Raw genomic sequence first — 17,430 nt, 5'->3', positions numbered from 1 at the left:
GCTCCCCGCTCCCCGCTCCCCGCCCCCCGCCCCCCGCTCCCCGCTCCCCGCTCCCCGCTCCCCGCGATCTTGCACTTTGTGTTGCCGATTTGCAGACCTAGGCGCCTTTTGTCACGACAGGAAGTGCAAGATCGGCGAGCCGGGTGGGGTGGGGGGTTAGTTGCCGGCTTGGGGTTGGGTTTGGAAGGCGGTTCGTTCGCTCGGCGGGACGAAGTCGCGGACCGGTTGGTCGCGCAGGGCGAAGGCGAGCACCTCACCGACCGCGTTCACCATCTGGGCCTGCACCGTCTGACCGACAGCGTCCCGGGGATCGTCCGGGTTCGCGGCCATCGAGGCGACCGCGAGCTGCGGTGTGAACGCCACCACCGTCTCCGTCTCGTACCGTTCCGAACTGCCGGTCTTTCCCGCCACCGGACGGCCGAGCTTCGCCCGCAACCCGGGTGCTGTGGCACCGTCGCAGCGTCCGTACATCGACTGGTCGCCGACCGGGCAGCGGGCCGCATCGGTGGCCGCCCGCGCCACATCGGGGTCGAGCACCTGTCGGCAGTCCGGCTTGGCGGCGTCGACCGGCCGGCCGCCCGAGTCGGTGATCGAGACCACCGGCAGCGGCGCGCACCAGGTTCCCTCGGCCGCCACGGTGGCGTACGCGCTGGCCAGGTCCAACGGGGTGGTCGCGGCCACGCCCAGGGTGAACGGACCCCAGTCCTTCGCGCCGTAGCGGGCCAGCTTGGCGTCGGACTCGGCCCGCAACACGATGCCGAGCCGCTCGGCCATCTCCACCACCCGGTCGGCGCCGACCTTCTCGGTGAGCCAGGCGAAGTACGTGTTCACCGAGCGGCCGAACGCGCTCCACATGGTGCGGGGGCCGTCCATCGACGACGGGCTGGCGTTCGCCGGGCACCACCGTCCGTCGCAGCTCGCCTCCCCGGTCACCGGGAAGCGGGTGAGCAACTGCGTCGGCGCCACGAAGCTGGTCGACAGCGGCAGGCCGGACTCCAGCGCGGCCAGCAGGGTGAAGAGCTTGAACGTCGAACCGCCCTGGTACCCCTCGATCGCGCCGCCGCCAGCGACCAACTGGTTGACGGTGTTCGGGCGGTTCTTCTGCCCGACCGGGTTGTCCGCCACGCTGTAGGCACGGTTCACCGACATCGCCAGGACCCGCCCGGTGCCCGGTTGCACCACCGCGGTGGGCACCGCCTCGGCCCTGGTCGTCGGATAGATCTTCAGCACCTGCTCGGTGGTGGCCCGCTGCACCCCCGGGTCCAGCGACGACACGATGGAGAAGCCGCCCCGGCGCAGTGCGCGCTGCCGGTCGTCGGCGGTCGCCCCGAACGCGGACTGGCTGCTCCACCAGCGGGTGAACCAGTCGCAGAAGAAGCCCCAGTCGTTGTGCCCGTCGGGCACTCCCGTGCAGTCGTTCGGGGTCTCGCTGGGCCGCAGTTGCAGCGGTTCGGCGCGGGCAGCCGCCGCCGCGTCCGCCGGCACCTGCCCCGTCTCCACCAGCCGCTCCAACACGTACGACCGTCGGGCGACGGCGCTGTCGGCGTCGCCGTTGATCGGATCGTCGCTGTCCGGCGAACGCACCAGACCAGCGAGCAGTGCCGCCTGGGCCAGTGTCAACTCGGCCGGGGACCGGGAGAAGTACCGCTTGCTGGCCGCCGCGATGCCGTACGCCCCGGCACCGAAGTAGGCGATGTTGAGGTAGCGGGTCAGGATCTCGTCCTTGTCGAGTTCCCGCTCCAACGCGAGCGCGTACCGCATCTCCTGGAGCTTGCGGACTGTGGTGAGTTCGGTGGCGGCGTCCCGTTGCGCCTCGGTCAGCCGAGGGTCGTTGCTGAGCACGTTGCGGACGTACTGCATGGTCAGCGTGGAGGCGCCCTGCCGGGTCTGGCCGTCGCGCTTGTTGACTGTGAACGCGCGCACCACGCCCCGCAGGTCGACCCCGCTGTGCTGGTAGAACCGGACGTCCTCGGCGGCCACGATGGCCCGGCGCATCACCGGAGCCACCTCGTGCAGCGGCACGTCCACCCGGTCCTCCTGGTAGAAGGAGGTGATCAGGGTGGTGCCGTCGTTGGCGTAGAGGTTGGAGCGCTGCGCGGTGGGCGGCGTCCGGAGTGTGTTCGGCAGCTCCGAGTACGGCGTCGACAGGGCGCTGAAGCCGATCCCGAAGACCAGGGCTGCTGGCAGTGCGGCGGCGGCCAGCACCAACCCGGCCAGCACTCCGGCGATCACCACGGTCAGCAGTTTGTCGAATTGGGCCCGGATCATCAGCTCTCCCCGCAGGAGCCGGTCACGCTAGGACCCGTTCAGAATGACCCGGAACGCCCCTTTAGCCCTGGGTTTTCCCCAAACCCGGAGGAAACTCGCACCACGCTCAGGGCAGCAGCGCGCCGGCCAGCGGGTGGACCGTCTCCTCGATCTCGTCGGCGACCCGGCTGAAGCACTGGTCGCCACGACCCCACGGGTCATCAAGATCATCTGTGGTCAGCGCCGAGGCGCCGAGGCGCGCGTCGTGAGCCGCCGCCACCAGTGCCACCCCGCGGGCGTACACGGCCTCCGGAGTGGCGTCACCCGGCGGCAGCGCGGCGGCGTCCACAGCAGCCAGCAGCCGACCGAACTCGCCCAGCACGAATGTGCGGGCCGCCGCGTCCGGACGAAGCGCCACCACGTACTCCTGCTGATCGGCGGTGGCGGTCAGGACCAGGTCGGCGGCGTCGATGTGGTCCGACCGCAGCTTGCGCGCGGCGAACCCTTCCACGTCCCCACCACGGCCGGTGACCTGCCGTGCCGCCGGCGGGTTCATCTCCTCGCCCGCGTGCCAGCCACCCGTGCCGGCGCTGTGGCTGTGCACCAGCTCCTCGGCCTGGGCAGGATCCTGCGAACGCCGGGTCAGCCGCTCCCGCACCGCCAGGGCCAGCAGCCGCTCCGCCATCGGCGAGCGGCAGATGTTGCCCATGCAGACGTGCAGAACAGTGAACGGGGGCACTCAGACCGCCCGACCGTCGACGAGATCCGGAACCACGTCGCGCAGCTTCTCCAGCGGGATCGCCCCGGCCCGCAGGAGCTGCGGCACCTCACCGGTCAGATCCACGATCGTGCTCGGCACCGGATCCGGGCAGGGACCGGCCTCCAGGTAGGCCCGCACCGAGTAGCTGAGCTGGTCACGCGCCTCGTCGGCGGTGACAGCGGCCGGCTGGCCGGTCTTGTTGGCCGACGAGACCGCCATCGGACCGGTCTCGCGCAGCACCTCCAACGCGACCGGGTGCAGCGGCATCCGCACCGCCACCGTGCCGGTCTTGTCGCCCAGGTCCCACTGCAGGCTCGGCGAGTGCTCGACCACGATCGTCAGGGCACCCGGCCAGAACGCCTCCACGAGGTCCCGTGCGGCAGTCGGCAGCGAGAAGACCAACCCGTCCAGGGTGTGCCGCGAGCCGATCAGCACCGGCGGCGGCATCTGCCGACCCCGGCCCTTGGCATCGAGCAGCGCCTTCACCGCGTACGGGGTGAACGCGTCCGCGCCGATCCCATACACGGTGTCCGTCGGAAGAACGACCAGCTCGCCGTTCTTGACCGCCTCGATCGCCGCAGCGATGCCGCGGTCCCGATCGGCGGGCGACCGGCAGTCGTAGAGCATCACGAGGAGTCAGTCTGCCACGCCGCCCCGATCGGGGCGTGCTGGCCGTCCGCCCGTCGGGACGCCGTCGCGTAGCGGGGACGCCCGGCGAGGTCCAGATGCTCCGCGACAGCGGTGAAGCCGTCGCCCTGGGCGAGCAGCTCAGGCACCGCCGCACCGTGGGTGTCGTCGTGCTCGACGCCGAACACGCCCCCCGGGCGCAACAGCACCGCCGCCCGGGCGACGACCGGCCGGATCACCACCAAACCGTCCGCGCCGCCGAAGACCGCCTCCGCCGGGTCGTGCCCGGCCACCTCCGGCGGGACCACCACGTCGTCCGGCACGTACGGCGGGTTGCAGAGCAGCACGTCCACCCGGCCCACCAGCTCGGCCAGCAGGTCCGGCGCTGTCACGTCGGCCTCTACCACCTCGATCGGGCGGTCCCCCGCCGCGGCGCGCTCCGCCGCGTTGCGGCGCAGCCAGGCCAGCGCCGCCGGGGACCGCTCCACCGCGATCACCCGCGCTCCCGGCAGCTCCTGAGCCACCGCCAACGCGATCGCGCCCGAGCCGCTGCACAGGTCCACCACCACCGGGTCGGGTCGGCCCTGGGCCTGCTCGACACCCCAGCCGGCCAACAGCTCGGTCTCCGGCCGGGGCACGAAGACACCCGGGCCGACCGACAACTCCAGGTGCCGGAACCCGGCCCGACCGGTCAGGTACTGCAACGGCTCGCGCGCGGCACGGCGGCGCGTCAACCCGTCGAGCCGCACCAACTGGTCGTCGCTCAGGTCGTCGGCGAGAGCCAACCGACCCCGGGGAACCCCGAGCACGTACGCCGTCAGCAACTCGGCCTCCACCCGGGCGGACCCGACCCCGGCGGCGGCGAGCGCGCGGGCCACTCGGGCCACCGCGGCGGACGGCCGGATGGGGCCTGTCCCTTCGGGGGGGTGTTGCGGCAAAGTACTCACGACATAATCATGAAGCGTCGCGGGCGACGTGACGAACAGGTGCGCCCGGGCGCGCACGACAGGAGGTTGACGGGTGGGCTGGCTCGACCGGGTCGATGACCAGGTTGACGCCCTGACGCACGCCCGGGCGTTGCAGGAGGCCAGCCGCTCCGCGGAGGCGTACGTCCTGCTGGAGCGTGTGATCCGCACCACCAACGACCCGGCGGCGCGAGCGGACGCGATGGTGCAGCGCCTCTCCGCGCTGATCAATCTCGGTCGGACCGCGGAGTTCACCCGGGCCATCGAAGAGGCGTCGGCGGCGGTCCGCGACCTCGCCGAGCCCTATCTGCACGGTCACCTCAACGCCCTCGCTGCGCTCGCCGCGCACCACCAGGGCGCACTGGACCGCTGCGTCATGCACCTCGTCCGAGCGGCCCGGGCGCTGGGCGCCGTCGCCGACCCGGACCGGGACACCGCCTGGGGCTGGCACGACCTGGCCATGGCCTACAGCTACCTCAGCTTCCACGGGTACGCCCTGGGCGCCATCGAACGGGCCCGGCAGCTCGGGCTGACCGCCGGGATCCCGGAGGAGACGTTCGCCGCGCCGGGCATCCGGCTGCGCAACGCCGTGGCCCTTGACCACAACGGCGACAGCGATGGGTGTCTGCGGGTACTCCGGGACGTGGCCGCCGACCTGACCCGCTTCGTCCGTGCCGGCCGGGCCGGCCAGCTACGCCCGAGCAGCCTCGCCGCGTACGGCTACGCGGCGGCCCGACAGGCAGCGCTCGGCGACCAGGTGGCGACCGAGGGCCCCGAGCCGGCCCGGTTGATCACCCACGGCGGGGACAGCGCCCGCGCCCGCGACCTGCGTCAGCTCGGGCAGGTGTGCCTCGCCGTCGCCGACGGTCGGCCGATCGAGGCGGTGGCGCGACTGGACACCGTCCAGGTCTCCAACGAGACACTCGGGGCGGCCGAGCCGGCCCGGCTGCGCAGCATCGCGTTGACCCGCGCCGGGGACCACCTGGCGGCGCACCGGGCCGACCGACTGGCGTTCCGGCTCGCCGCGCAGCGCAACGACAGACTGCGCGACGTCTACATCGACGGCATCGCCGCCCGCATCGACCACGAGGAGATGCGCCGCGAGGCGGCCCGCTTCGAGGGTGAGGCGTTGACCGACCCGCTCACCGGGCTGCCGAACCGCCGCCGGCTGGAGCGATACATCACGGCCGTGGTCACCCGCGGCGATCGGGTGGTGATCGGCGTCTGCGACCTGGACGGCTTCAAGGCGGTGAACACCCGGCACGGGCACCACTCGGGCGACCTGGTGCTGCAACGCATCGCCGGCGTGATCAACCGGGTGATGCGCCGGGGCGACTTCGTGGCCCGCTACGGCGGTGACGAGTTCGTTGTGGTGCTGCCGGACACCGGCATGACCGAGGCCACCGAGGTGGCCCGCCGGATCGAGGCGGCGGTCCGCCTGGAGGACTGGGAGTCGTTGGTCCCGGGCACCCCGGTCGGGGTCAGCATCGGCTTCGCCGAGGTCTCCGGTGGCAGCGGGCTGCGCGACGCGCTCAGCGTCGCGTTCGAGCAGGCCGACCGCGAGATGCTCCGCGCCAAGACCCGCCCCCGCGCGAGCTGATCGCCCCCCCCACCCGGCGGGGTCGATCAAGGAGTTGTGGTGCCTCAGAAGAGCCCCACGACACCACAACCGACCCACCACGACTCCATGATCGACCGGGCGTGCCGGGGTCAGCTCCGTGTCGCGGTCAGCGGCGGGTCAGCTCGGTGTCGCCGGCGAGCCGGGCGGCCCGGTCGGCCTCGGTGAGGGCGTCCAGCACCCCGTCCAGCTCGCCGCCGAGCGCCAGGTCCAGGTTGTACGCGGTGTAGCCGATCCGGTGATCGGTGATCCGGTTCTGCGGGAAGTTGTAGGTGCGGATCCGCTCCGAGCGGTCCACGGTGCGCACCTGGGCCTTGCGCGCGTCCGAGGCGGCGGCGTCGGCCTGCTCCTGGGCAGCGGCGAGCAGCCGGGCCCGCAGGATCCGCATCGCCTGCTCCCGGTTCTGCAACTGGGACTTCTCGTTCTGGCAGGAGACGACGATGCCGGTCGGCAGGTGGGTGATCCGCACCGCCGAGTCGGTGGTGTTCACCGACTGGCCACCCGGGCCGGACGAGCGGAACACGTCGATGCGCAGTTCGTTCTGGTCGATCGTGACGTCGACGTCCTCGGCCTCCGGCAGCACCAGCACTCCGGCGGCGCTGGTGTGGATCCGGCCCTGCGACTCGGTCACCGGGACACGCTGCACCCGGTGCACGCCGCCCTCCCACTTGAGCCGCGACCAGACGCCGTTGCCGCCGTCCGGCACACCCTTGGTCTTGATCGCCAGGGAGACGTCCTTGACCCCGCCGAGGTCGGAATCCTGCGCGTCGATCACCTCGGTGACCCAGCCGTGCCGTTCGGCGTACCGGGTGTACATCCGCAGCAGGTCACCGGCGAACAGCGCCGACTCCTCGCCACCCTCACCGGCCTTGATCTCGACGATCACGTCCTTGGCGTCGTGCGGGTCGCGCGGAATGAGCAGCTCGGCGAGCCGCTCCTCCAGCACCGGCAGGGACCCGGCGATGGCGTCCGCCTCACCCGCGAAGGACGGGTCCTCGGCGGCCAGCTCGCGAGCCGCGACCAGATCGGCGCGGGCCTGCTCCAACTCGTCGGCGGCCTTGTGCAGCGGCACCAGCTCGGCGTACCGGCGGCCGACCCTGCGCGCGGTCGCCTGGTCGGCGTGGATGGCCGGATCGGCCAACCGCTTCTCCAGCTCCGCGTACTCGTCGAGAAGGCCGGCCAGACGCTCGCTGCTCATGCTGCGGATGCTCCTTCGACGGTGCGCGACGACCGGGCCGGGGCCGGGGGGCCAGCGGCCGGGCGGAAGTGGAGGAAAACGCGGACGGCGCCCGCGTCCGGTGGAAAACCGGACGCGGGCGCCGAACGAGCAGTTACTTGGCCTTCTTGGCCTGAACCTTGGCGTACTTCTGCTGGAACTTCGCGACCCGGCCGGCGGTGTCGAGAACGCGCTGCTTACCGGTGTAGAACGGGTGGCAGGCGCTGCAGGTCTCGGCGTGGATCGCCCCGCCCTTGGCGGTGCTGCGGGTCGTGAACGTGTTGCCACAGGAGCAGCTGACCTCGGTGGTCACGTACTCCGGGTGGATGTTTGCCTTCATGTCGCCTCGGTCCTCTCGTTGGTGGTCGCCGGGTCGCCGTCATCGCTCGTCGCGCCGTACGCGACGGGCTCGGGCGTGAACCGGAACCGGTGGCCGATTGACCAGTGTGCCATGGGCCTGAGCCCACCCGGTAATCGGGCCGCACACCTCGTCCGGCATCGTCAACACGTGCCTACCCGTCCGCATTCCCGCCGGCTGGTGGGGCATTCGCGCGTCCGGCGGACCGCCGCCAGGTACCCCGACCGGGGTACGCCCGCCGAGCCGGAGGTGCGTCGATGACACGCCTGATCGCCACCCGGGGACTGCCCGCCTCCGGCAAGACGACGTTCGCCCGCACGCTCCAGCCGTCGGTCCTCCGGGTCAACCGGGACGATCTGCGCCGGATGCTGCACGGCGAGCGGTTGTTCACGCAGTGGGCCGAGGCGCAGGTGACAGCCGTACAGCAGGCTCAGGTCGAGGCGCTGCTGCGGGCCCGAGCGGACGTCTGCGTGGACGACACCAACCTGCGCGCGCGAACTTTGCGGGGCTGGGCCGAGCTGGCCGCCCGCCACGGCGCGGACTTCGAGGTGCACGACTTCACCGACGTGCCGCTGGACGAGTGCCTGCGCCGCGACGCCGCCCGTCCGGCCGCCGACCAGGTCGGCGCGGACGCGATCCGCCGGCTGCACGAGCGGTACCTGCAGGGGCGGGAGTTGCCGTTGCCGGTGCCGCAGGCCCGCACCGGACGCCCCGCCGTGGTGCACCCGCCGTCGACCGAGCCACCGGAGATCGTCCTGGTGGACATCGACGGCACCGTCGCGCTGGCCGTCTCCCGCAGCCCGTACGACATGACCCGGGTGGGCCAGGACGCGCCGAACCCGGCGGTGATCGCGGCGGTCCGGGCGATGCACGCGGCCGGGTACGGGGTGGTCTTCTGCTCGGGGCGGGACGCCTCCGCCCGCGCGGCCACCGAGGCGTGGCTGGCCCGGCACGTACGAGTGCCCTACCTGGGCCTGCACCTGCGGGCCGTCGGCGACTCCCGGAAGGACTCGATCGTCAAGCGGGAGATCTACGACCGGGAGATCCGGGACACCTACCGGGTGGCCGGCGTCTTCGACGACCGTGTCCAGGTGGTCCAGATGTGGCGATCTCTCGGTCTCACCGTCTTCCAGGTGGCCGACGGCGACTTCTGAGGTGTCCGGACGGGCCCCGCGCGTGGGGGCCCGTCCGGACAGGTCACCCGGTGACGGTGGTGGTGGCCTCGGCGCGGACGCCGTTGACCTCGACCGTCAGACGGATCGGCGCGCCGGGCCGCAGCGCCGTCAGGGTGCCGGTGGCCGGGTCGAATCGGGCCGTGTGCCACTGGCGCACCCCGGCCGCCGAGCCGACGTGCACTCCCGGCGAGGCCGACCAGTCGGCGCTGACCGGGGCGGCCACCGGGACCGTACGCCCACCGGGTTGGGTCAGCGTGGCTGTCACCGACGCCGGGGTGCCGACCGCGACGCTGGCCGGGGCGGTCAGCGCGAGCCGATCGGTGTGCGGGTGGAACTCCGCGTCCACCCAGCGCGGGCCCTCGGCGAGCGGGTCACGACGGGCCCGGTCGGCCTCGGCCGGGGTCACCGGGTCCACGCCGAACTCCGTCCAACCGGTGAAGCCGCCCTGGTCGGCAGGGGTGGACGGCGTCTTGCCCGCATTACCGTTGATCACGTACGGCACCCCGTCCACGCGGTCGGCGTGGAAGGTGCCGACGTGCCCGCCCACGAACAGCGCGCCCTTGCCGGTGTGGTGCTGGAAGTCGGCCAGCCACTGCTCCAGCAGCGCCGCCTCCTTGCGGTCGCCGAGCTGGCTGGCCTGCGCCGGGCTGGGGTCACGCGGCGGGTGGTGGTGCAGGACGACGACCGAACCCACGCGCCGGTCGGTGGCCGCCGCGTCCAGCGTCTCGCGGAGCATCCGTACCTGGTCGAAGCCTCCGCCGCGCAGCGTCCCGGTGGACGAGTTCAGCGTGACGAACCGGGTGCCGTTGTGGTCGAACACCCGGGAGGTGGCGCCGAACGCGGCAGCGAAGTTGCTGATCGGGGCGCCCATGATCTCGTGGTTGCCGGGCACGTAGTACCAGGGCAGCGCGTCGCCCAACTCCTCGTCGAGGATCCGCCGGGCCAGCGCGAAGTCGGCCGGGTAGGCGGTGTCCACGAAGTCGCCGTTGATCAGGAGGAGGTCCGGCCGGGCCGCCCGCACCTCGCGCAACGTCCGCCGGGCCTGGGCAACGAGGTCGCTGTCCGGGTCGGCGGCGACGAACTGGGCGTCGGAGAGCACCGCGAACCGCCACGGCGCGCCGTCCACCGTGCCGTCGCGGACCACCACCCGATCGGTACGCGGGGCCACCTCCGGGACGTCGACAGTCGGTGGCACCTTCGCTACCAGGTCATCGATGATCACCTCGCTGGTGTACTGCGCCGCGGCGTTCGTCTCGGCCACGTAGAAGCGGCGTACCCGCACCGGGTACTGCACCCCGGCCGGCACCGCGAACTCCACGTACCGCCAGCCGGTCCAGGTGATCAGTGGGCCACGCAGCACGTGCTGGGTGTCCTGGGCGTCGTGCAGGTGCAGGCTGGGCCACTCCCCGGTGCCGTTGCCGTGGATCCACATCCCGAATGCCTGCGGCTGACCGGGCACCTCGATCCAGGCGGGCGGGTCGGCGTACGCGGCCCGCGTGCCGGTGGACTGGCTGAAGTCGTACGACATTCGCAGGCCGGTGCCGCTGTGCCCGGGGGCCGGAGCCACCGAACCGCTGGCCCGGGCCTGGCTGAACCGCCAGGACGCGGCGTCGTCGAAACCGGCGACCGGCACGTCGGTCAGCCCGACGGTGACCGGCAGGACAGCGCTCGTGCCTTCGACGTGAACGGTCACCAGGCCCGAGCCGGTGTCCCGTAACGCGGCGATGGACAGGTTGCCGTCCCCGGTGGGGGTGATCCGCAGCAGGTCCCTGTCGTAGTCGAGGGTGAGGTCGGCCGGCTCGATCGGCGCGGTGTTGCCTTCGGCGTCGTATCCGACCACGCCGACGACTGCGTTACCGTCCTGGCCGGTCAGTCCGACCCGCGGCTCGGTGGTGCCGATCCGGGCCAGCGGGCCGAGGACTGTGAGGTTCAGCGAGCCGGTGACCCGCCCCCGTGCGGCGGTGACAGTGCTGGCCCCTGGCGCGCCGGCGTGGAACACGCCGTCACTGTCGATGCGGCCGCGTACCGCCGGGGTCGCCCGCCAGGTGGGGGCGCCGGCCGCCGGGCCGTACGTCTCGTCGTAGCCGGATGCGGTGATGGTGCGGGTCAGCCCGGGGAAGACCCGGTCGGGCCGCCCGCCTCGCACCGGTGAGACGCCCGGGGCGGCGGTGGGGTCGCTGGCCGTCTCGACCCAGTAGCCGGTGAGTCGACCGCTGCCCTTCGGCGCGTAGATGGCCAGGCCGTTGGGCACGGCCCGCTCGCTGCCGTCGGAGGGGCCGTTCTCCAGTTGCACGGCGGGTGCGCCCGGCTCCCGGGCCAGCAGCGTGGACGATCCGCCACCGTCCAGGTTGAGCGCGTGGTGGGCACCCAGTTCGACCATCATCCGGCCCATCTCGGTCTGCGTCACGCCACGGCTGTCGACCTGACGCCCGTCCACCGTCAACATGATCATCTTGCGGCCGTCGGCGCTGAACCCGACGGCGGTGCGGGGGGCGAGGGTCGGGTCGGCGATGCTCTGCACGACGCCGTCACGGACCAGGACGTTGCCGCCCCCGACCGCCGCGTGCAGGGTGCTGCCGTCGGCGGGCTTCGGCCGCCAGGCCACCGCCACCGGGTCACCGGGGCGCAGGGCGGCCAGCGCGTCCGCGCCGAGGTCGCGGCCGAGCAGCACGGTGCTCCCCGCGACGATCGGGCCGCTGCCGGCCACGCTTCTCACAGCGGCCACCCGACCGCCGGTCACTGTGACCTCGACCACCCGGTCCGCGCCCTCGACGGCACGCTGCCGGGAGTACGTCCCCCACAGCTCGGTGAAGGCGCCGATGCCGTCGGCCTGCACCATGTTGTTGAACTGGGTCAGCGGGACCGGCCCGGTGGGCAGTGTCGCGCTGCCGTCGAAGTTCACCTCGACCACCCGCCCGAGCCCGTTCGTGGTGACCGCCACCGCGTTGCGGTGACCGCTGACCCCCGACTGGATCAGCTCGCCGTCACGGACGCCGACGCCCTGGGCGGCGCCGGAGTTGTTGATGTCGAAGAAGTCGCCGTTGACAGCGGCGACGGCGTGCGTCTGGTCCACCGCCTTTCGCAGCGGCTCGGCCCGGCTGACCGCGCCGGAGTTGACGTAGTCGACGGTGGAGCCGCCGGCCAGGTCGGTGGTGAGCGCGTCGGCGCGCAGCCAGCCCTCGGCGTCGTACCTGTCGAAGGACGTCAGCTGCACGCCCGGCGCCACCGGCCGGGTGGCCTTCGTGGTCTCCAGCCCGCCGGCCGGCTCCAGACCATCAGCGCCGGTGGTCGGGGCGGTCGCGACTGTCGGGGCGGCGGCCAGGCTGACCGAGCCGGCCGGGCGGGAGGACGCGGGCGGCGCGTCCTCGGCGATGGTGGGTGAGGCCACTGACGACGAGGCCACTGTGGGCGGGTCGATGGTGGGTGCGGCGGTGGCCGGCGGCGACAGGGCCAGGGCGAGCAGCGGCGTCAGCAGCAGGACGCCGGTGCGGCGGGCGGATCGTCTGCGGGTACGCATGGACGACAGTCAACCCGGCAATGAATAGAAGTTTCAATACCTGTCGACTTAACCGAAGGAAAATTCCACCATCTCGCGCCGCGGGCGCCATCTCCCGCCGACTGCGGATGTCGGCCGGGGGGACATGACGAAGGGGCACGGCCGCGATGGCCGTGCCCCTACGTCGTCAGGCGGGGATGGTTACTCCCCCGGCGTCGACTTCGCGATCTGCATCAGGAACTCGATGTTCGTGCGGGACTGCTTGAGCCGGTCCAGCAGGAGATCCATCGCGGCCTGCGAGTCCAGCGAGTGCAGCACCTTCCGGAGCTTGTGGATGATGGCCAGCTCTTCCGGTGCGAGCAGGACCTCTTCCTTACGCGTACCGGACGGGTTGATGTCGATGGCCGGGAAGGTCCGCTTGTCGGCGATCTTCCGGTCCAGCTTCAACTCGGCGTTGCCGGTGCCCTTGAACTCCTCGAAGATGACCGTGTCCGCCATGGAACCGGTCTCCACCAGCGCCGTGGCGATGATGGTCAGCGACCCACCGTTCTCGATGTTGCGGGCCGCGCCGAGGAAGCGCTTCGGCGGGTAGAGCGCTGTGGAGTCGATACCACCCGACATGATCCGGCCGCTGGCCGGCGCCGCCAGGTTGTACGACCGACCGAGCCGGGTCACCGAGTCGAGCAGCACGACGACGTCGTGTCCAAGCTCGACGAGGCGCTTGGCCCGCTCGATGGCCAGCTCCGCCACTGTGGTGTGGTCCTGCGGCGGACGGTCGAACGTGGCCGCGATGACCTCGCCCTTGATCGACCGCTGCATGTCGGTGACCTCTTCAGGCCGCTCGTCCACCAGCACCACCATCAGGTGGCACTCCGGGTTGTTGCGGGTGATCGCGTTCGCGATCGCCTGCAGCACCATCGTCTTACCCGCCTTGGGCGGAGACTGGATGAGTGCCCGCTGGCCCTTGCCGATCGGCATGACCAGGTCGATGACCCGGGTGGTCAGGATGTGCGGCTCGGTCTCCAGCCGCAGGCGCTCCTGCGGGTAGAGCGGGGTGAGCTTGTAGAACTCCGGACGACGCCGCGCCTCCTCCGGCTCCATCCCGTTGATCGTGTCCAGCCGCATCAGCGGGTTGTACTTGTCGCGCCGCTGGTCGCCGCTGTTGCCGCCCTCTCGGGCCGCCCGCACCGCACCGGTGATCGCGTCACCGCGGCGCAGTCCGTACTTCTTGATCTGGGACATCGAGACGTACACGTCGTTCGGGCCGGCCAGGTAACCGGTCGTCCGCACGAAGGCGTAGTTGTCGAGCACGTCGATGATGCCGGCCACCGGGACGAGCACGTCGTCGTCGTTGACCTGCGGCTCACGTCCGCCGGTGTCGGCACCGGTCTCGGTGCGCTCGCCACGCCCGCGGCGACGGTCCCGGAAGCGGCTGCGCCGGCCGCGCCGGCCACCACCCTCGTCGTCGTCGTCGCTGTCCCGCTCGGCACGCTGACCACGGTCGTTGCGGTCGTTGCGGTCACCGCGGTCGGGTCGGTCGTTGCGCTCGGCCCGCTCGCCCCGATCGGCACGCTCGCCCCGGTCGTTGCGCTCGGCCCGCTCGCCCCGATCGGCACGCTCGGTCCGGTCGTTGCGCTCGCCCCGGTCGGCACGCTCGCCCCGGTCGGCACGGTCGCCCCGGTCGGCCCGCTCGCCCCGATCGGCACGGTCGGTCCGGTCGTTGCGCTCGCCCCGCTCGGCACGATCGCCCCGCTCGGCACGATCGCCCCGCTCGGCACGATCGCCCCGCTCGGCACGGTCGCCCCGCTCGGCACGCTCCGGACGCTCGGCCCGGTCGCGGCGGTTCTCGCCACGGTCGGCCCGCTCGCCGGCTTCCGCCTCGTCGGTACGCGTCTCGGTCGCCCGCGCCTCAGTCGCCCGCGGCTCGGTCGCCCGTGCTTCGGTCGCCCGCGTCTCGGTCGCCCGTGCCTCAGCGGGGCGAGCCTCGGTGGTACGGGCCTCCGCCGTTGCGGTCCGGCTCCGCCGGGTGCGGCTACGGCCCTCGGTCTCGGCGGCCGGCTCGGCCGGCGCCTGCTCGGCACCGCGTCCTTCGGCTGCCGGCCGGTCGGCGGTCTCCCGCACCTCGGCGCGCACTCCCTCACGGGTCGGGGCGGCCGCGGCCGCGACCTCGGCCCGTGGTCGAGGGGTCCCGGCGGCGTTGCCGCCCTGCCGCTCGGAAATCGCGGCGATCAGCTCGCCCTTGCGCATGCGAGCCGTGCCGGAGATGCCGAGCGACGCAGCCAGGCTCTGCAGCTCCGGCAGCAGCATCGCCGACAGACCGGTGCCGCTACGCCGACGACGGGCGGGAGCGGCTGCGGTGGCATCGCCAGCGACGTTGGAAACATCCGACGTCACGTCGGTGGTGTCGCTCAATGGATTCCTTCCCTCGATAAGGCCGGGACTGCCCGGAGTCGGAACTCAGGTGGCCGGGCGGCCTCGGTGCACCCGCCTCGCAAGGACGCGTCGCGGGAGTCTGTGACACAGCAGCCGGTCGGTATCCCGACTCACCAACGTCGGTGAGCAGGTCTCGCCGTCTGCGGCGACCTGTGGAAACTGCGGTGCGGCGTGGGCCTTTGGCAGGGGTAGACGGGCTGACCGCCGAGAGCTTCGGGGGTGCGCCGCCCCGCAGGAGATCGCGTGCTTCGCGGCTGTGCTAGGTCTAGAGCGTAATCAACTCTTCCGACCTGCGGCAACAGGGTCCCGCTCGGCGTGTCCAAGTCTACCCCGAGCGACCCGCGCGCCGCTGACGTCTATCGGTAACTGCCAGATCTCCCAGTCTGTTCCCACCGGGAAGCCCGCTGGAGGCTGGCTGAGCGCCAGCACAGTCGGCCCCGCCCCACTGACCACAGCTGCCACATCGGCCGCACGTAACGCGCTGACCAGGGCAGACGTGCCTGGCATCCCGGCGGCGCGGTAATCCTGGTGGAGTCGGTCGACGGTGGCCGGCAGCAGCAGGGACGGGTCCGTGGTGAGCGCGTGCACCAGCAGCGCCGCCCGCCCGGCGGTCAACGCGGCGTCACCATGCGGCACTGTCGCCGGCAGAGCCGCCCGCGCGGTCGCTGTCAAACCGCGTTCCGCCGGGACGAAAACAGTGGGCCGCACCGCCTCGGCGACCGGCAGGGAGACCGCCCGGGCGCCGCCCGGCTCGGACCAGGCCAACGTGAAACCGCCGAGCAGGCACGGCGCCACATTGTCGGGGTGGCCCTCGATCTCGGCGCACAGCCGCAGCGCACCGGCGTCGTCGAGGCGGTCCTCCCCATCGACGACGAGAGCACGGGCCAGCAGCACCCCGGCGACGATCGCAGCGGACGAGGAGCCCAGCCCACGTGCCTGGGGGATCCGGTTGACGCACTCCACGCTCAGCCCTGCGGGGTGGGCCCCGAGCACGTCGAACGCGGCGCGCATGGCGCTCACCACCAGGTGCCGGTCGTCGTCTGGCAGCTCACCGGCGCCCTGCCCGGTCACTGTCACCCGGACACCACCCGAGGCGATCTCGGCGGCCACGTCGTCGTAGAGCCCGAGCGCGAGACCCAGCGCGTCGAAGCCCGGGCCCAGGTTGGCGCTGGTCGCCGGGACGCGGACCCGGACCGGCTCGGCGGTGAAGTTCGTCGGCACGCGCTCATGCTATGGCCCGGGACCGACGAACTGGTCCCGCGCCCGCTGCCTGGGACCGCCGAGTTCAGCCGGCCGGGTCCGGGACCGGCTCGACGGCCGGATCGGTGAGCGACAGTCGGCGGGTGGCGATCCGCCAGCCGACCGCGTACACGAGAGTGATCAGACCGCAGCCGGCGAGCACCACCCGTTCGTCGACCGAGTCCACCACCAGGGCCACCGCCAGTTGACTCACCGAGATCGCCAGCGTCGCCAGCATCATGTCGGTGGCGAAGACGCGGCCCCGCAACCGGTCCGGAACTTCACCCTGAAGGGCGAAGTTCGACATCACCCAGTTGCTGCCACCCGCGAAGTGCGCCACGAAGACCAGCAGCAGCACCAGCGGAAACCATCGCACCACCGAGGTGCCCAGGTAGGACAGGCCGTAGAGCGACATGGACAGCGCGAGCCCGGGCAGCAGCCAGGCCCGGTTGGTCAACACCCGGCGCATCAGGATCGGCCCCACCAACGCTCCCGCGCCGCGTACGGCGAAGAGCAGGCCGGCGCCGAGCGGGCCCACACCGTACACGCCGGCCAGCAGCGGAAACACTGTCAGCACGCCGTTTCCCAGGCCCACCGCGGACTTGACGGTGACCAGCGCGAGCACCCGGGGGCGGTGGCCGATGTAGCCGAGCGCCTCGCGGACCGCCGACCACGTCCGCTGGGCCGGTTGGTCGGCGTCCCGGGGCGCCTGCAACGGCCGGCGGATCCGGGTGGCGAGGGTCGCGGCCACCGCGAGGCTCGCCGCCGCCACCCAGAAGCAGACGTACGGGCCGGCAGCGGTGCTGAGCACGCCGCCGAGCGAGGCACCGACCACTGTCATGGTGCCCCAGGCCGAACCGGCGACGGCGTTGCCCGCGGCGAGTTCGTGCGGCTCCAGCACGTTGGGCAGCGCGGCCTGGGCGGCCGGCGAGTAGAACGCCTTGGCGACCGCCACCACACCGATCGCCACCAGCGCCAGCCACGCCGTTCCGGCGTTGCGCACGCCGAGCAGCAGCAACACGCCCGCGAGCGCGGCCACGTTCGCGGCGATCATGATTTTCCGGCGGTCGAAGCGGTCGGCGATCGTGCCCGTGTACGGCAGCAGCAACGCCACGATGCCGGTGTCCACCGCCAACACCAGTGCGCCCCAGACGCCGCTGCCGGTCAGTTGCGGCAGCAGCACCAGCAGCGGCACCATGACGAACCAGTCGGCGCCGAAGACCACCAGCTCGGCGAGGAACAGGTTGCGGAAGCTCCGATTGCCGGTCAGAACCGAGAGGGTGGACGCCACGGAGC

Annotated in this window: 12 protein-coding genes; 2 read left to right on the top strand and 10 right to left on the bottom strand. The window is 72.3% G+C overall.

Going from position 1 to position 17,430, the window contains the following annotated elements; genetic code table 11:
• Positions 1–156: 156 nt before the first annotated feature.
• From AB0K35_RS30270 to prmC, 4 genes are all read right to left on the bottom strand, one after another.
• Positions 157–2,268, bottom strand: coding sequence for a transglycosylase domain-containing protein (locus AB0K35_RS30270; RefSeq protein ID WP_238670538.1), 2,112 nt, complete (start codon positions 2,266–2,268; stop codon positions 157–159).
• A gap of 106 nt (positions 2,269–2,374) precedes the next feature.
• Positions 2,375–2,986, bottom strand: a complete 612-nt coding sequence (locus AB0K35_RS30265) for a phosphotyrosine protein phosphatase (RefSeq protein ID WP_238670539.1) — start codon at positions 2,984–2,986, stop codon at positions 2,375–2,377.
• The gene (locus AB0K35_RS30260) at positions 2,987–3,634 is read right to left on the bottom strand and encodes an L-threonylcarbamoyladenylate synthase (RefSeq protein WP_091406475.1); all 648 of its coding nucleotides are present in this window, start codon (positions 3,632–3,634) and stop codon (positions 2,987–2,989) included. It lies immediately after the preceding gene.
• On the bottom strand, positions 3,634–4,581 hold the full coding sequence (gene prmC / locus AB0K35_RS30255) for a peptide chain release factor N(5)-glutamine methyltransferase (protein WP_238670540.1): 948 nt from the start codon (positions 4,579–4,581) through the stop codon (positions 3,634–3,636). Before prmC ends, AB0K35_RS30260 begins: the two co-directional genes overlap by 1 nt.
• 73 nt (positions 4,582–4,654) lie before the next feature.
• Here prmC and AB0K35_RS30250 point away from each other — a divergent pair, with 73 nt between their 5' ends.
• A complete protein-coding gene (locus AB0K35_RS30250; protein ID WP_238670541.1) occupies positions 4,655–6,199 on the top strand; it encodes a GGDEF domain-containing protein in 1,545 nt (514 codons plus the stop codon).
• A gap of 127 nt (positions 6,200–6,326) precedes the next feature.
• On the opposite strand, the gene prfA is transcribed toward AB0K35_RS30250, so the two are convergent.
• Positions 6,327–7,415, bottom strand: a complete 1,089-nt coding sequence (gene prfA, locus AB0K35_RS30245) for a peptide chain release factor 1 (protein WP_363889752.1) — start codon at positions 7,413–7,415, stop codon at positions 6,327–6,329.
• A 133-nt stretch (positions 7,416–7,548) separates the two neighbouring features.
• Positions 7,549–7,773, bottom strand: a complete 225-nt coding sequence (rpmE, locus tag AB0K35_RS30240; protein ID WP_030333150.1) for a 50S ribosomal protein L31 — start codon at positions 7,771–7,773, stop codon at positions 7,549–7,551.
• A 275-nt stretch (positions 7,774–8,048) separates the two neighbouring features.
• Here rpmE and AB0K35_RS30235 point away from each other — a divergent pair, with 275 nt between their 5' ends.
• Positions 8,049–8,945 carry an AAA family ATPase gene (locus tag AB0K35_RS30235; RefSeq protein WP_238670543.1) on the top strand — a complete coding sequence of 299 codons (897 nt, stop codon included), beginning with the start codon at positions 8,049–8,051 and terminating at the stop codon, positions 8,943–8,945.
• A 43-nt stretch (positions 8,946–8,988) separates the two neighbouring features.
• Here AB0K35_RS30235 and AB0K35_RS30230 read toward each other — a convergent pair whose 3' ends face one another.
• The 4 genes from AB0K35_RS30230 to AB0K35_RS30215 all read right to left on the bottom strand — a co-directional run bounded on the left by AB0K35_RS30230 (position 8,989) and on the right by AB0K35_RS30215 (position 17,425).
• A complete protein-coding gene (locus tag AB0K35_RS30230; protein ID WP_363889751.1) occupies positions 8,989–12,483 on the bottom strand; it encodes a phosphodiester glycosidase family protein in 3,495 nt (1,164 codons plus the stop codon).
• 180 nt (positions 12,484–12,663) lie between these two features.
• Positions 12,664–14,874 carry a transcription termination factor Rho gene (gene rho, locus AB0K35_RS30225; RefSeq protein WP_363889749.1) on the bottom strand — a complete coding sequence of 737 codons (2,211 nt, stop codon included), beginning with the start codon at positions 14,872–14,874 and terminating at the stop codon, positions 12,664–12,666.
• 297 nt (positions 14,875–15,171) lie between these two features.
• On the bottom strand, positions 15,172–16,116 hold the full coding sequence (thrB, locus tag AB0K35_RS30220; protein WP_357365598.1) for a homoserine kinase: 945 nt from the start codon (positions 16,114–16,116) through the stop codon (positions 15,172–15,174).
• A gap of 64 nt (positions 16,117–16,180) precedes the next feature.
• Positions 16,181–17,425 carry an MFS transporter gene (locus AB0K35_RS30215; RefSeq protein WP_238670547.1) on the bottom strand — a complete coding sequence of 415 codons (1,245 nt, stop codon included), beginning with the start codon at positions 17,423–17,425 and terminating at the stop codon, positions 16,181–16,183.
• Positions 17,426–17,430: the final 5 nt, after the last annotated feature.

It is taken from the genome of Micromonospora sp. NPDC053740, assembly GCF_040677775.1.
GTDB lineage: Bacteria > Actinomycetota > Actinomycetes > Mycobacteriales > Micromonosporaceae > Micromonospora > Micromonospora alfalfae.
This window is presented reverse-complemented; position numbering and strand designations above follow the sequence as displayed.

Excerpts from the sequence above, each read along its gene's own strand:
- AB0K35_RS30270 (WP_238670538.1), bottom strand. The coding sequence starts at position 2,268 with ATGATCCGGGCCCAATTCGACAAACTGCTGACCGTGGTGATCGCCGGA.
- AB0K35_RS30260 (WP_091406475.1), bottom strand. The coding sequence starts at position 3,634 with ATGCTCTACGACTGCCGGTCGCCCGCCGATCGGGACCGCGGCATCGCT.
- prfA (WP_363889752.1), bottom strand. The coding sequence starts at position 7,415 with ATGAGCAGCGAGCGTCTGGCCGGCCTTCTCGACGAGTACGCGGAGCTG.
- rpmE (WP_030333150.1), bottom strand. The coding sequence starts at position 7,773 with ATGAAGGCAAACATCCACCCGGAGTACGTGACCACCGAGGTCAGCTGC.
- AB0K35_RS30235 (WP_238670543.1), top strand. The coding sequence starts at position 8,049 with ATGACACGCCTGATCGCCACCCGGGGACTGCCCGCCTCCGGCAAGACG.
- AB0K35_RS30230 (WP_363889751.1), bottom strand. The coding sequence starts at position 12,483 with ATGCGTACCCGCAGACGATCCGCCCGCCGCACCGGCGTCCTGCTGCTG.